Origin of the sequence: Aquabacterium lacunae, from assembly GCF_004310865.1 — a bacterium.
In the GTDB taxonomy this organism is placed as follows: domain Bacteria; phylum Pseudomonadota; class Gammaproteobacteria; order Burkholderiales; family Burkholderiaceae_C; genus Aquabacterium; species Aquabacterium lacunae.
On record NZ_SIXI01000004.1, the window covers coordinates 150,718 to 164,178 of the forward strand.

Genomic DNA, 13,461 nt, shown 5'->3' on the forward strand with positions numbered 1-13,461 from the left:
CGCTTGTGCCCTCCAGGATCCAAGGAAACGCCATGAGCACACCGAACGCCGACATGAAATTTCTGGTCGTGGACGACTTTTCCACGATGCGCCGGATCGTGAAAGGGCTTCTCAAGGAGATCGGCTACAGCAACGCCGAAGAAGCCGAAGACGGCGCCGTGGCCCTGAACATGCTGAAAAACTCGAAGTACGACTTCGTGGTCAGCGACATCAACATGCCCAACATGAACGGCTTCGAGCTGCTCAAGGCCATCAAGGCCGATGACGCCCTGAAGCACCTGCCGGTGCTGATGGTGACCGCTGAAGCCCGCAAGGAAGACATCGTGCTGGCGGCCCAGACCGGAGCCGCCGGGTACATCGTCAAACCTTTCACCAAGGCCACCTTGGAAGAAAAGGTACAAAAAATCATGCAGAAGCTGACGGCCACGGCCTGACGCACCTGGGAGGCCCCATGACGACCGACAAATTGCCGGACAACATGCAGATGCCCGCAGCATCGCCCGAGATCTTCCAGCAGCTCGGGTCGCTGACCCGGCAGCTGCACGACACGCTCAACATGCTGGGCGTGCTGCCCGGCCTGAAGAACACGGTCGATGACCTGCCCGATGCACGCAGCCGGCTGACCTACATCGCCGAGAAGACGGGTGCCGCCGCCGAGAAGGTGCTGACCCTGGTGGACAAGGCCAAGGCCGACCAGGAACACATCGCCGACGAAACACGCAAGCTGGCCGCCATGATCACCGCCGACCCGGTGAAGGCTGTGGCCTCGGGCGCCGTGTTCAACTTCGTGCAGGACGTGGAAAAGACCACGCACCAGGTGGACAGCCACCTGACCGACATCATGATGGCGCAAGACTTTCATGACCTGACCGGCCAGGTGGTGGCCAAGGTGGTGCGGCTGGCCAATGACCTCGAAGGCCAGCTGGTCAAGCTGCTGGTGCAAGCAGCGCCGCCCGACCAGGCCCAGAAGGTGGAGGCCATGCTGACCCACAACCACGAAGAGCTCAATGGCCCCGTGGTGAATCCGGAAGGCCGCACCGACGTGGTGGCCAACCAGAGTGAGGTCGACGACCTGCTGGCTTCTCTCGGGTTCTGACACCCAAGCCCTGCCCCGTTCAGCCCCCCGACAACAGCGCCTCTCGCACGAGAGGCGCTTGTCTTCGTGACACCGACAGCCAGTCGTCGGTGCCTCGCACCAGCACGGCCCAACCCTCACCACCTTCGGGATCGTCACGACGCTCCAGCCGCTGCACGGCATGGCGGGCCACCAAGGCATTGCGGTGCACACGCAGCAGCGTGTCACCCAGCCGCGCTTCCAGCTCGCTCAGGGATTCGTCGATCACGTAGGCATGGTCATGCGTGCGCACGGTGACGTACTTGAGTTCGGCCTTGAGGTACAGGATGTCGGCCACCGGGATGCGGATGACACGGTCACGCTCGCGCACGATCAGGGGCGGCCCGGCGTCACTGCCGGTGTGCGACACGCCCACGCCCCCTGCCGAAACCGAATGCCCAGGCACCCTGGCGGCCCGGCGGCACCGCGCCACCGCCTGGGCCAGGCGCTCCAGACGCACCGGCTTGGTCAGGTAATCACGTGCGGCCAGATCAAATGCCTTGAGGGCGTGCTCGGCATGGGCCGTCACGAAGACCACCTCAGGCATCGGTGCCTGCTCAGCACGTTCGACCAGCCTGGCGGCCAGACGCAGCCCGTCCGGGCCCGGCATCTGGATGTCGAGGAAGCACACATCGGCCTGGCCAGGATGGGCGTCCAGCCACGCCAGGGCCGCACCGGCATCACCCACCGAGCCCACCACCGACACCGGGGCATCGAGCCGGGCCAGCAAGGCGGCCAGGCGCTGACGGGCCAGAGGCTCGTCGTCCACCAGCAAGGCACGAAGGGGTGCAGCCGGGCTCATGGTGCCTCCCCGGGGGGCACATGCCCCTGAGGCGTGTCAGGCCAGGCAAAGCGCACCCGGTAGCACTGTTGCGTGCTGCCCGGGGCCATCGGCAAGGGCCCGGCTTCGAATTCGGCCTCCACATCGTGCATCAGCAGCAGGCGCTGGCGCACGTTGCGCAAGGCGATGCCATGGCCCTTGCGGGCACTGCCCTGCGCGGCCGCATCGGCCGGCAGACCGTTGGTGACGGTGACCACCACCCGCTCGCCCTTCCGCTGGGTCTGAACACGGATCCAGCCGCCCTGCGGATCGGCCTCCACCCCATGGCGCACGGCGTTCTCCACCAGCGGTTGCAGCAGCAGCGTGGGCACCAGGGCAGCCTCGGTGGCCGGGTCCACCTGCCAGTTCACGCTCAAGCGCTCACCGAAGCGCAACTGCTCGATCGCCAGGTAACGCTGCGCCAGCTCCACCTCATCGGCCAGGGTGCTGCGGGTGGCCGGCGAGGCCAGCGCCCGGCGGAACAACTCGGCCAGGTCTTCGAGCACCGCCTCGGCACGGTCAGGGTCGACCTGCACCAGGGCGATGGCCGTGTTGAGCGTGTTGAACAGGAAGTGCGGTCGGATGCGGGCCTGCAACTCGACCAAGCGGGCCTGTGTGTGGGCGGGCAGCACACGCCCCTGGCGTGAGCGAAGCCAGCCCCACACCAGCAAGCCAAACGCCGCCCCGGACACCAAAGGGCCCGCCCAGGCCCAAGGCTGAGACAGGGCCAGGCTGGCCTCATGTGGCGCCATGGCCCAGGCCACCTGGGCATGGCTGAAAGACGCCGACACCATGCCCAGCACAGCAGCGGCCACGGCCTGGGCCGATGGGGACAGCCGCTGCAGCACCCGGCTCAGCGGGCAGGCCAGCACCAGCCAGCACAAGGCTGCAGGCAGGGCCTCGGCCGTGAGCAGCCCCAGCCGCAACAACCACTGAGACCCGCTGTACACCCCGTGCAACGAGAGCAGCAACACCAGCGCCTGCACCCCCAGCACCACGCGCAGCACCACACCCACGTGGCACACGTCAAACACGTGTGGCGTGGGGTCAGGCGCCTGTGGCGCGGTGTTCCCGAAGCCCGTGGCGGCCCACATGGTGGGCGCTCTCAGGGGGTCGAGATCACCGGGCTGGCTGCCAAGTGGGTCTCTCTCATTAAAATCCATGGTTTGCACATTCTGCGCGAATCGCGCGCCCACCGGATCTCCCCCATGAGCAGCAACCAACTCGACAAGAAGTCTCAGGCCTGGTCGGCCCTGTTTTCCGAGCCCATGAGCGAGCTGGTCAAGCGCTACACGGCCAGTGTGTTCTTCGACAAGCGCCTGTGGAAGGCCGACATCCAGGGCTCGCTGGCCCACGCCGAGATGCTGCAGGCCCAGGGCCTGATTTCGGCCGACGACTGGGCGGCCATCCAGAAGGGCATGGCACAGATCACGGCCGAGATCGAATCGGGCGCCTTCGAATGGAAGCTCGATCTCGAAGACGTGCACCTGAACATCGAAGCGCGCCTGACCCAGCTGGTGGGCGATGCCGGCAAGCGCCTGCACACCGGCCGTTCGCGCAACGACCAGGTGGCCACCGACGTGCGCCTGTGGCTGCGCGGCGAGGTCGATGAAATCGGCGTGCTGCTGGGCGAGCTGCAAAAGGCCCTGGTGGACGTGGCCGAGCAGAACGCCGACACCATCCTGCCGGGCTTCACCCACCTGCAGGTGGCCCAGCCCGTGGCCTTTGGCCACCACCTGCTGGCCTATGTGGAAATGTTCGCCCGCGACGCCGAGCGCATGGTCGACCTGCGCAAGCGCCTGAACCGCCTGCCCCTGGGCTCGGCGGCGCTGGCCGGCACCAGCTACCCGCTGGACCGCGAGCGCGTGGCCCGCACCCTGGGCTTCGAGGCCGTGTGCCAGAACAGCCTGGACGGCGTGTCTGACCGCGACTTCGCCATCGAGTTCACCGCCGCGGCCTCGCTGCTGATGGTGCACATCTCCCGCCTGAGCGAAGAACTCATCCTGTGGATGAGCCAGAGCTTCGCCTTCATCGACCTGGCCGACCGCTTCTGCACCGGCTCGTCGATCATGCCGCAGAAGAAGAACCCCGACGTGCCCGAACTGGCCCGCGGCAAGACCGGCCGCGTGGTGGGCCACCTGATGGGCCTGATCACCCTGATGAAGGGCCAGCCCCTGGCCTACAACAAGGACAACCAGGAAGACAAGGAACCCCTGTTCGACACGGTCGACACGCTGAAGGACACGCTGCGCATCTTCGCGGAAATGGCCGCCGGCATCACCGTCAAGCCCGAAGCGATGGAGCGTGCCGCCAAGAAGGGCTATGCCACCGCCACCGACCTGGCCGACTACCTGGTCAAGAAGGGCCTGCCCTTCCGTGACGCCCACGAAGTGGTGGCCCATGCCGTGAAGGACGCCATCGCCCTGGGGGTGGACCTGTCCGAGCTGTCGCTGACCCAGCTGCAGGCCTACAACCCGGCCATCGAGCAGGACGTGTTCGAGGTGCTGAGCCTGCGCGGCTCGCTGAACGCCCGCAACACGCTGGGCGGTACGGCGCCAAACCAGGTGCGCGCCCAGGTGGCCCGGCATCGCGCACGACTGGCCTGACCTGCGAGGCACCACAGAGCCCACCAGGCCCGCTGCCCTGCTCAGGGCGGTGGGCCTTTTTCATGGCGCGCATGCGCACACCTTGAGGCAGCACAAGGCGCGCTCTGGGGCCGGGGGCTACGCTGGCGGGCCGTTGAACGCCTGCTCGACACCCCGGAAAGCCCCAAGGAATTGCCCATGTCTGGTCCACTGACGCCTCCACCCGCCCACACACTGACCTGGTCCGATGCCCTGAGCCTGCAAATGCCCGTGATGGACCACACCCACGTGGAGTTCGTGGACCTGCTGGCCGCGGTGAACAGCAGCGACGACACGGCGCTGGTGGCGCGCTGGGCCGCTCTGGTGGCCCACACCGTCGAACACTTTGGACAGGAAGACGCCTGGATGGCCGCCACAGGCTTCGCGCCTGAAAACTGCCACGCCACGCAGCACAAGGTGGTGCTGCAGGTGCTGCGTGAAGGGCTGAAGGCCGGTGAAGCCGGCCAGCTGGCCGTGATCCGTCAGATGGCCAGCGAACTGGCGCTGTGGTTCCCCCACCATGCGCAGACCATGGACGCCTCGCTGGCCCTGCACATGAAGAGCATGGGCTACGACCCTGAAACGGGCCAGCTGGCCCGCCCCGAGCAACTGCCCGCTCAGGCCATCAGTGGCTGCGGTGGCGCCTGCAGCAGCGAGGCCAGCATCGAAAACAGCACCGAGGCTGCCACCGCGCCACAAGCCGACATCAGCCCCGCAGTGGCGTGACCAGCGGCGTGACGTTCGAGGCCGCAGGAACGGCGGCCTGTGCCTGGGTGTCGCTCGCCGCGCCCAGGAACCGTTCCCGGATCTGACGCTCGATGCCGGCGGCATCCAGGCCCTGCAGCGACAGCAGCTTGGCCGGGTCGCCGTGTTCGAGGAACTCGTCGCGCAGGCCCAGCGTCAGGGTCTGGCGCGGCAGGCCCAACTGGCCCAGGGCTTCCAGCACGGCCGAGCCCGCACCGCCCATCACACAGCCTTCTTCCACGGTCACGATCACGTCGTGCGTGCGGGCCAGTTCGGCCACGAGCGCAGTGTCCAGGGGCTTGATGAAGCGCATGTTGGCCACAGTGGCATTCAGGGCCTCGGCGGCCTGCAGGGCTGGGTACAGCAAGGTGCCGAATGCCAGAATGGCAATGCGCGGCTGGCCGGCCACGGCTGAGGCCTGACGGCGCACTTCGCCTTTGCCCCAGGGCAGCGCGTCGAGCGTGGGCTGCACGGCCACACCAGCGCCCGAGCCGCGCGGGTAACGCACGGCCACCGGGTGGTTCTGGGCGTAGGCGGCGCTCAGGGCCTGGCGGGTTTCGTTCTCGTCGGCCGGCGCGATCAGGCTCATGTTGGGGATGCAGCGCACGTAGGCGATGTCATACGCGCCCATGTGCGTGGCGCCGTCTGCGCCCACCACGCCCGCGCGGTCGAGTGCGAACACCACCGGCAGGTTCTGCAGGGCGATGTCGTGGATGAGCTGGTCGTAGCCGCGCTGCAAGAAGGTGCTGTAGATGGCCACGACCGGCTTGAGGCCTTCGCAGGCCAGGCCGCCGGCAAAGGTCACGGCGTGCTGCTCGGCAATGCCGACATCGAAGTAGCGCCCCGGGAACTTCTGGTGGAACTCGACCATGCCCGAGCCCTCGCGCATGGCCGGCGTGATGGCCACCAGGCGGGTGTCGTGCGCCGCCATGTCACACAGCCACTGGCCAAACACCTGCGTGAAGGTGGGCTTGGGCGGCGCATCAGAAGCGGCGGGCTTCTTCAAGCCCACGGCCGGGTCGAACTTGCCGGGGCCGTGGTAGGCAATCGGATCGGCTTCGGCCAGCTTGTAGCCATAGCCCTTCTTGGTGACCACGTGCAGGAACTGCGGGCCACCCCGGTCGCGGAGGTTTTCCAGCGTGGGGATCAGGCTGTCGAGGTCATGGCCGTCGATCGGGCCCACGTAGTTGAAGCCGAATTCTTCGAAGATGGTGGCCGGCACCACCAGGCCCTTGGCGTGTTCTTCCAGCTTCTTGGCCAGCTCGAACAGGGGGGGCACGTTGCTGAGCACCTGCTTGGCGCTTTCGCGGGCCTGGGCGTAAAAGCGGCCAGACATCAGGCGGGCCAGGTAGCGGTTCAGTGCACCCACCGGCGGCGAGATCGACATGTCGTTGTCGTTGAGCACGACCAGCAGGTCGGCCATCTTGCCGTGGTGCGGCACACCGCCGTTGTTCAAGGCCTCGAAGGCCATGCCGGCGGTCATGGCGCCATCTCCGATGATGGCCACAGCCTTGCGGGCTTCGCCGCGCAGTTGCGCGCCAATGGCCATGCCCAGCGCCGCCGAGATCGAAGTGGACGAATGCGCCGTGCCGAAGGTGTCGTATTCGCTTTCGTCGCGGCGGGGAAAGCCGCTCATGCCACCGTACTGGCGCAGCGTGGGCATGCGGTCACGGCGCCCGGTCAGGATCTTGTGCGGGTAGGTCTGGTGGCCCACGTCCCACACCAGGCGGTCGGTGGGGGTGTCGAACACATGGTGCAAGGCAATGGTCAGCTCGACCGTGCCCAGGTTCGACGACAGGTGCCCGCCGGTGCGCGCCACGTTCTGCAGCAGGTAGTCGCGCAGCTCCACGGCCAGCTGCTTGAGCTCGGCGCGCGACAGCCGCTTCAGGTCGGCCGGCGAGTCGATGCGGGACAGGAGGGGGTGGCTCATGGGGGACCTCTTGGAAGACTTTGTGTTCTGTGGCAACGCGCTTCAGTGCTCGCGCTGCACGATGCGCAGGGCCAGGGCCTGCAGCGCCTTCAACGATTGGGCGGGCAGGCCGCTGCCCTGCAAGGCCAGCAGGGCTTGATCGAGCAGACGGTCCGCTTCGGCTCGGGCCTGGTTCAGGCCCAGCAGGCTGACGTAAGTGGGCTTGTTGGCGTCGGCATCCTTGCCGGCGGTCTTGCCCAGGGTCTCGGCGCTCTGGGTGGCGTCCAGCACGTCATCGACAATCTGAAAGGCCAGCCCCATGGCTTCGCCGTAGGCCGTGAGCGCCTGCCAGCTGGTCGCCTGCTCGGGCACGGCGGCACAGGCTGCGCCCATCTGCACGCTGGCGCGCAACAGGGCGCCGGTCTTGCGGCGGTGCATGTCGCGCAGGGTGGCCTCGTCCAGGCCCTTGCCCACGCTGGCCAGGTCGATGGCCTGCCCGCCGGCCATGCCCGATTGCCCTGAGGCGCGTGCCAGCAGCCGCGACAGGCGGGCCTGAAGAGCGGCCGGCATCGCCTCGGGGTCTTCGTCAGGCGTGAGCACCTCGAAGGCCAAGGCCTGCATGGCGTCACCGGCCAGCATGGCCTGGGCCTCACCGTACTTCACGTGCACCGTGGGCTTGCCTCGGCGCAGCACGTCGTTGTCCATGCAGGGCATGTCGTCGTGCACCAGCGAATAGGCGTGGATCAGTTCCACCGCTGCGGCGGCGCGCCACATGGCATCGCGGCCGGCCGGGGTCTGATGGGCGCCAACGGCTTCAGCCGCGGCCAGCACCAGCAAGGCCCGCAGGCGCTTGCCGCCATCAAGCACGCCGTAGCGCATGGCATCGCCCAGGCCCGCCGGGGCGTCGGCTGGCACCCACTGGGCCAGACATTCTTCGACCTGGGCCAGGCGTTCGCCCGACCACTGTTGATACTGCGCGGCGTTCATTCGGCGTCCCACACCTTCAGCTGCCCGTCTTCCAGCACCTTGACCTGCTGCTCGATGGCGTCCAGGCGCGAGCGGCACAGCTGCAGCAACTGCGCGCCACGCTGGTAGTGCACCAGCAACTGGTCCAGCGGCAGGCTGCCGGCTTCCATGCGGGCCACCAGGTCTTCGAGCTCGGCCAGGGCGTCTTCGTAACGCTCGGGCAAGGCCACCGCCGAAGCGGCATCGGGGGCCGGGGCGTCGGGTGGGGTGGCGTTCTTGGGGGCTCGGGCCATGGGGGCAGTCCGTTCGGGCTGAGGGCAAACGCGTATTCTATTTCGTCCACCTTGCCATGGGCTCCCGTGTTCCCGGGTGAGGCGTGACGGATGGCCCCTTGGCCCGGGGGCCTGAAGGGTGCAAAAAAATGCCCCTCGGGTACAATCGCGGGTTTTCCTTCACGCCCCCAGGGGCGTTGAAACCTACGCCTTCCAACGTCGGTTCGTGAGCCGTGCCCCGCGCGCCACACCCACGTTCTCCAGGGCCCGCTTTCGGTGGGCCCCGGACACCGAAGGATCCATCACATGGTTTTTGGAGACCCTGGGGATCATGTCCGACCTGAGTCAAGCGCTCTCTTCGCTGCAACGCAGCCGTACGCAACTGCCGGTGTCCGCCTACTTCGATGCGGCACTTCACCAAGCGGAGCTTGAACGCATCTTTCAGTCCGGACCTCGCTACCTGGGTCACGCCCTGAGCGTGCCCGAGGTGGGCGATCACTACGCGCTGCCCCAGGAAGGCGAAGGCCGGGCCCTGGTGCGTTCGCACAAGGGCATTGAGCTGATCTCCAACGTGTGCCGCCACCGCCAGGCCGTGATGCTCAAGGGCCGAGGCACCAGCCGGCAGGCCAACATCGTGTGCCCGCTGCACCGCTGGACCTACAACCTGCAAGGCGAACTCATCGGCGCCCCGCATTTCGACCACGACCCCTGCCTGAACCTGAACAACTACAAGGTTCGCAACTGGAACGGGCTGCTGTTCGAAGACAACGGCCGCGACATCGCCGCCGACCTGGCTGGACTGGAACACCGCTTCGCCCCGGGTGGTGACCTCGACTTCTCGGGCTATGTGCTCGACAAGGTGCAACTGCACGAGTGCCACTACAACTGGAAGACCTTCATCGAGGTCTACCTCGAGGACTACCACGTAGGCCCCTTCCACCCGGGCCTGGGCAACTTCGTGACCTGCGACGACCTGCGCTGGGACATGGCCCCCGAGTATTCGATCCAGACGGTGGGCGTGGCCAAGAGCTTCGACAAGCCGGGCTCGGACACCTACAAGGCCTGGCACGACGTGGTGCTGCGTTACCGCGACGGCCGCAAGCCCTCGCAGGGCGCCGTGTGGCTGACCTATTACCCCACATTGATGGTGGAGTGGTACCCGCATGTGCTGGTGGTCTCGAACCTGTACCCCCAGGGCCCGGACAAGACCCTGAACGTGGTCGAGTTCTACTACCCCGAAGAAATCGCCGCCTTCGAGCGCGAGTTCGTCGAAGCCCAGCAGGCGGCCTACATGGAAACCTGCGTGGAAGACGACGAAATTGCAGAGCGCATGGACGCCGGCCGCAAGGCCCTGCTGCTGCGCGGCGACAACGAGGTCGGCCCCTACCAGAGCCCGATGGAAGACGGCATGCAGCACTTCCACGAGTGGTACCGCCGCCAGATGCTGGGCAGCCCCGCGGCCGCTGGCCTGGGCGAGTGAACACCCCTGGCAAGGCGGCTGGCCACGTGTCGGCCGCCTGGTTGATGGTGGGCGCCACGCTGCTGTTCGCCTTCATGGGCGTGTGCGTGAAAAAAGCCTCGGCAGAGGTCACCACGGCCGAGGTTGTTTTTTTCCGGGGGCTGGTGGGCGCCCTGATCGTGGGCGTGCTGGCGCGCTGGCAAGGGGTGAGCTTTCGCACCCGTGTGCCGGGCAAGCATGCCGTGCGTGGCCTGGCCGGCGTCACGGCCCTGAGCCTGTGGTTCTACGCCATCGGCCACCTGCCGCTGGCCACGGCCGTCACGCTGAACTACATGTCGTCGGTGTGGATGGCCGTGTTCCTGATGCTGCGCCAGCTCTGGCGCCAGTGGCGTGCCCTGCCCCACCGCCGCATCCACCCCGCGCTGCTGGGCGCCGTGCTGCTGGGCTTCGTGGGCGTGGTGCTGGTGCTGCGACCCACGCTGCAGCGCGACCAGTGGCTGGAGGCCCTCACCGGCGTGGGCTCGGGCATGCTGGCCGCCTGGGCCTACCTGGCCGTGGCCGAACTGGGGCGTGAAGGCGAGCCCGAACAGCGTGTGGTGTTCTATTTCTCGGTGTTCGGCACCTTCGCGGGGCTGGCCATCATGGGCGCCATGCACCTGGGCGGCGGCAGCACCTGGCAGGCCCCCTCGCTGGCCGGCTGGGGCTGGCTGCTGGGGATCGGCGTGTTCGCCTCGGTGGCCCAGCTGGCCATGACGCGCGCCTACGCCCAGGGCGAAGCGCTGGCCATGGCCAGCCTGCAGTACCTCGGCATCGTGCACGCCTACTGGCTGGGCGTGTGGGTGTTCGGCGAACCGCTGAAGTGGCTGTCGGTGCTGGGCGCGGCACTCATCGTGGCTTCAGGCCTTGCGGCCCACCGGCTCAACGCCGGGCTGCGCGACTGAGCGGCAGGCTCAGCACCGCAGCAGGCTCCCAGCCAACGGACACGGGCTCAGTGCGCGTGCCCGGCATGCCCATCGGGATCATGCGCATGTGCCTTGGTCGGCGCTGAAGGTGTTGCAGAGGGGGAAGCTTCAGAAGCCACGGAAGACGCTGACAGCGCCGCCCCCACAGCTGGCGCGTGCTCTGCATGCGAGGCTTCACCGGGGTGGTTGTGATGGTCGTGGTCATGCTCGACCACGCCGACGATCAGGGCAATGAAGCCCAGCCCCGCACCCAACCAGAAGATCTGGGCGGCTGTCTCGCGCCAGTTGAGCCGCTTCTGCAATTGCGGGATCAGGTCGGCCACCGCCACATAGATGAAGCTGGAGGCCGCCACCACCATCAGGTAGGGCAGGTATTCCTGCCAGGGCCCGATCAGCACATAGCCCAGCACACCGCCCACCACCGCCGCAAAGCCGGAGATGGCGTTGTACAGCAGGGCCTTGCCCTTGCTGAAGCCAGCGTTGATCAGGACGATGTAATCACCCACCTCCTGCGGAATCTCGTGCGCAATGATGGCCATGGCCGTGACCACACCCAGGTGCACATCGGCCATGAAGGCCGCCGCGATGATGATGCCGTCGCAGAAGTTGTGGATGCTGTCGCCCACCAGCACACTCAAGCCGCCACGCCCGGCCTGTTCGGCATCGAAGCCATGGTGGTGGTCATGGTGGTCATGCTCATGGTGATGCCCGTGCCGATACAGCTCGGCCTTTTCCAGCAGGAAAAAGAACATCAGGCCGCCCAGCAGGGTCAGGAACAGGTGCTCGGGCGCGATCGGGCTGTGGAAGGCCTCGGGCAGCACATGCAGCAGGGCGGTGCCCAGCAACACCCCCGTGGACAGGCTGACCAGGTGTTTGACGATGAGTGAAAGCAGGGGCGCCGACAAGGCGGCCGCCAGCACCACCGAGACCACGCCACCCAGAAAGGTCGCCAGGAGGATGTAAGCAAGCGTCATGGATCGATCTTAGCAATGCTGTCAAGCATCCATGGCATGCTTGCAGCTTGCGTGCCATGCGCCCCGCCGTTCCATGACCCAAATTCCAAACAAACGTCCTGCCCGCCCGGACCTGCTGGCCTCCATCGACATGGGCTCCAACAGCTTCCGGCTTGAGATCGCCGAGATCAGCCACGGTCGCTACAAGCGCATCGACTACATCAAGCAGACCGTGCGCCTGGGCGCGGGCCTGGATGCACAAGGCATGCTCACCGAAGAGGCCACACAGCGTGGACTGAGCTGCCTGGCCACCTTCGCGCGGCGCCTGGAAGGCTTCGACGCCCACCAGGTGCGCGCCGTGGCCACCCAAACCCTGCGCGAAGCCCGCAACCGCAATGCCTTCCTCGAACGCGGCCACGAGGCGCTGGGCTTTCCGATCGAGGTGATCTCGGGCCGGGAAGAAGCCCGCCTGATCTACCAGGGTGTGTCACGCCTGCAACCCAGTGAAGTGCCGCGTCTGGTGGTGGACATCGGCGGGCGCTCGACCGAGATGATCCTGGGCAAGGGCCGTGTGCCACTGACCACCGAATCGTTCGGCATCGGCAGCGTGAGCCTGTCGATGCGTCACTTTGCCGATGGCCGCTTCACAGCCGAAGCCTTCCGAGCGGCCCAGGTGCAGGCTGGCGCCGAGCTCGAAGAAGCCCTGGAGCCCTTCGCGCGCCACCATTGGCGCGAAGCCCTGGGGTCATCCGGCACCGTGGGCGCCATCTCACAGATCCTGGCCGCCAACGGCATCACCGACGGCAGCATCACCCCCGAGGCACTGCGCTGGTGCATCGAACAATGCCTGGCTGCTGGGCACATCGAGGCCCTGGCGCTGCCTGGCCTGAAGCCCGAACGCAAGGCGGTGCTGGGCGGTGGCCTGAGCATCTTGTACACGCTGGCGGTGCACTTCGGCATCGAGGTGATGCGACCCGCCAAGGGTGCGCTGCGCCAGGGCGTGATCTTCGACCTGGAAGAGCGTCTGGAGGCCGCACGCAACCGACAGCAGGTCGACCCGCGCGAACTGTCGGTGCGCGAATTGCAGCAACGTTTCCGGGTGGACGGCACCCAGGCACAGCGGGTGCGCGAACAAGCCACCACCCTGTGGCGCAACCTGCAGGACGTGCCGGGCTCTCGCACCCCGGCACCGATGCGCGAGCCCCTGCAAGAGCTGGCCTGGGCCGGCGCCCTGCATGAGATCGGCATGATGGTCTCGCACCACGACCACCACCGGCACAGCGCCTACCTGCTGGGGCATGTGGATGCCGCAGGGTTCTCGCAGTCACAGTTGCGGCACCTGGCCGATCTGGTGCTGGGGCAGCGCGGCGACCTGATCAAGGTGGTCCACCACCGCGACAACCCGAACGTGATGGACCAGGTGCTGTGCCTGCGACTGGCTGCGCTGCTGCACCACGCGCGCATGGACCTGCCCACCGGCGTGGCGCGGTTGAGGCGCCACGAGGGCGCGGCCGAACTCAAACTGCGTCGTCAGTGGGCCCAAGGGCAGTTGCGCATGATGCACCTGCTCCAGGAAGAATGTGAGCGCTGGGCCGACAAAGGCGACCGGCAGTTACGCATCACGCTGGACTGAAGGCG

13 protein-coding genes are annotated in these 13,461 nt (G+C 67.1%); 7 read left to right on the plus strand and 6 right to left on the minus strand.

Annotated features, from left to right (window positions below; translation table 11 throughout):
* Window positions 1-32 precede the first annotated feature (32 nt).
* The gene (gene cheY, locus EYS42_RS10585; RefSeq protein WP_130968136.1) at window positions 33-434 is read left to right on the plus strand and encodes a chemotaxis response regulator CheY; all 402 of its coding nucleotides are present in this window, start codon (window positions 33-35) and stop codon (window positions 432-434) included.
* Window positions 435-451: 17 nt separating this feature from the next.
* On the plus strand, window positions 452-1,096 hold the full coding sequence (locus EYS42_RS10590) for a protein phosphatase CheZ (protein ID WP_207301151.1): 645 nt from the start codon (window positions 452-454) through the stop codon (window positions 1,094-1,096).
* A 19-nt stretch (window positions 1,097-1,115) separates the two neighbouring features.
* On the opposite strand, the gene EYS42_RS10595 is transcribed toward EYS42_RS10590, so the two are convergent.
* Window positions 1,116-1,916: a LytR/AlgR family response regulator transcription factor gene (locus tag EYS42_RS10595; protein ID WP_130968137.1), complete on the minus strand. Its 801-nt coding sequence runs from the start codon at window positions 1,914-1,916 to the stop codon at window positions 1,116-1,118.
* Window positions 1,913-3,028 carry a sensor histidine kinase gene (locus tag EYS42_RS10600; RefSeq protein ID WP_245503604.1) on the minus strand — a complete coding sequence of 372 codons (1,116 nt, stop codon included), beginning with the start codon at window positions 3,026-3,028 and terminating at the stop codon, window positions 1,913-1,915. The genes EYS42_RS10595 and EYS42_RS10600 overlap by 4 nt, the downstream gene beginning before the upstream one ends.
* A gap of 114 nt (window positions 3,029-3,142) precedes the next feature.
* On the opposite strand from EYS42_RS10600, the gene argH reads away from it, so the two are divergent.
* Together argH and EYS42_RS10610 are read left to right on the plus strand one after the other, a co-directional pair.
* Complete coding sequence (gene argH / locus EYS42_RS10605; protein WP_130968139.1) at window positions 3,143-4,540, plus strand: argininosuccinate lyase; 1,398 nt, start codon at window positions 3,143-3,145, stop codon at window positions 4,538-4,540.
* A 177-nt stretch (window positions 4,541-4,717) separates the two neighbouring features.
* Window positions 4,718-5,284, plus strand: coding sequence for a hemerythrin domain-containing protein (locus EYS42_RS10610; RefSeq protein WP_130968140.1), 567 nt, complete (start codon window positions 4,718-4,720; stop codon window positions 5,282-5,284).
* Here the strand turns inward: EYS42_RS10610 and dxs are convergent.
* The 3 genes from dxs to xseB are packed head-to-tail and all read right to left on the minus strand — an operon-like array spanning window position 5,265 to window position 8,470.
* On the minus strand, window positions 5,265-7,232 hold the full coding sequence (dxs, locus tag EYS42_RS10615) for a 1-deoxy-D-xylulose-5-phosphate synthase (protein ID WP_130968141.1): 1,968 nt from the start codon (window positions 7,230-7,232) through the stop codon (window positions 5,265-5,267). The two genes, EYS42_RS10610 and dxs, sit on opposite strands and share 20 nt — an antisense overlap.
* 42 nt (window positions 7,233-7,274) lie before the next feature.
* Window positions 7,275-8,198, minus strand: coding sequence for a polyprenyl synthetase family protein (locus tag EYS42_RS10620; RefSeq protein ID WP_130968142.1), 924 nt, complete (start codon window positions 8,196-8,198; stop codon window positions 7,275-7,277).
* The gene (xseB, locus tag EYS42_RS10625) at window positions 8,195-8,470 is read right to left on the minus strand and encodes an exodeoxyribonuclease VII small subunit (RefSeq protein ID WP_130968143.1); all 276 of its coding nucleotides are present in this window, start codon (window positions 8,468-8,470) and stop codon (window positions 8,195-8,197) included. The genes EYS42_RS10620 and xseB overlap by 4 nt, the downstream gene beginning before the upstream one ends.
* Window positions 8,471-8,780: 310 nt before the next feature.
* On the opposite strand from xseB, the gene EYS42_RS10630 reads away from it, so the two are divergent.
* Window positions 8,781-9,929 (plus strand): aromatic ring-hydroxylating oxygenase subunit alpha, encoded by a 1,149-nt coding sequence (locus EYS42_RS10630; protein WP_130968144.1) that lies wholly within the window; start codon window positions 8,781-8,783, stop codon window positions 9,927-9,929.
* Window positions 9,926-10,849: a DMT family transporter gene (locus tag EYS42_RS10635; protein ID WP_342635519.1), complete on the plus strand. Its 924-nt coding sequence runs from the start codon at window positions 9,926-9,928 to the stop codon at window positions 10,847-10,849. The genes EYS42_RS10630 and EYS42_RS10635 overlap by 4 nt, the downstream gene beginning before the upstream one ends.
* 47 nt (window positions 10,850-10,896) lie before the next feature.
* Here EYS42_RS10635 and EYS42_RS10640 read toward each other — a convergent pair whose 3' ends face one another.
* Window positions 10,897-11,844 carry a ZIP family metal transporter gene (locus EYS42_RS10640; protein ID WP_130968145.1) on the minus strand — a complete coding sequence of 316 codons (948 nt, stop codon included), beginning with the start codon at window positions 11,842-11,844 and terminating at the stop codon, window positions 10,897-10,899.
* Between the two features lie 73 nt (window positions 11,845-11,917).
* Between EYS42_RS10640 and EYS42_RS10645 the strand changes: the two genes are divergently transcribed.
* Window positions 11,918-13,456, plus strand: coding sequence for a Ppx/GppA phosphatase family protein (locus EYS42_RS10645; protein WP_130968146.1), 1,539 nt, complete (start codon window positions 11,918-11,920; stop codon window positions 13,454-13,456).
* The last annotated feature ends 5 nt before the right edge of the window (window positions 13,457-13,461 follow it).

Bases quoted from the DNA above. Each gene is read 5' to 3' on its own strand.
- EYS42_RS10620 (WP_130968142.1), bottom strand. From the start codon at position 8,198: ATGAACGCCGCGCAGTATCAACAGTGGTCGGGCGAACGCCTGGCCCAG.
- xseB (WP_130968143.1), bottom strand. From the start codon at position 8,470: ATGGCCCGAGCCCCCAAGAACGCCACCCCACCCGACGCCCCGGCCCCC.
- cheY (WP_130968136.1), top strand. From the start codon at position 33: ATGAGCACACCGAACGCCGACATGAAATTTCTGGTCGTGGACGACTTT.
- EYS42_RS10600 (WP_245503604.1), bottom strand. From the start codon at position 3,028: ATGTGGGCCGCCACGGGCTTCGGGAACACCGCGCCACAGGCGCCTGAC.
- EYS42_RS10590 (WP_207301151.1), top strand. From the start codon at position 452: ATGACGACCGACAAATTGCCGGACAACATGCAGATGCCCGCAGCATCG.
- EYS42_RS10645 (WP_130968146.1), top strand. From the start codon at position 11,918: ATGACCCAAATTCCAAACAAACGTCCTGCCCGCCCGGACCTGCTGGCC.
- EYS42_RS10630 (WP_130968144.1), top strand. From the start codon at position 8,781: ATGTCCGACCTGAGTCAAGCGCTCTCTTCGCTGCAACGCAGCCGTACG.
- dxs (WP_130968141.1), bottom strand. From the start codon at position 7,232: ATGAGCCACCCCCTCCTGTCCCGCATCGACTCGCCGGCCGACCTGAAG.
- argH (WP_130968139.1), top strand. From the start codon at position 3,143: ATGAGCAGCAACCAACTCGACAAGAAGTCTCAGGCCTGGTCGGCCCTG.
- EYS42_RS10610 (WP_130968140.1), top strand. From the start codon at position 4,718: ATGTCTGGTCCACTGACGCCTCCACCCGCCCACACACTGACCTGGTCC.
- EYS42_RS10640 (WP_130968145.1), bottom strand. From the start codon at position 11,844: ATGACGCTTGCTTACATCCTCCTGGCGACCTTTCTGGGTGGCGTGGTC.
- EYS42_RS10595 (WP_130968137.1), bottom strand. From the start codon at position 1,916: ATGAGCCCGGCTGCACCCCTTCGTGCCTTGCTGGTGGACGACGAGCCT.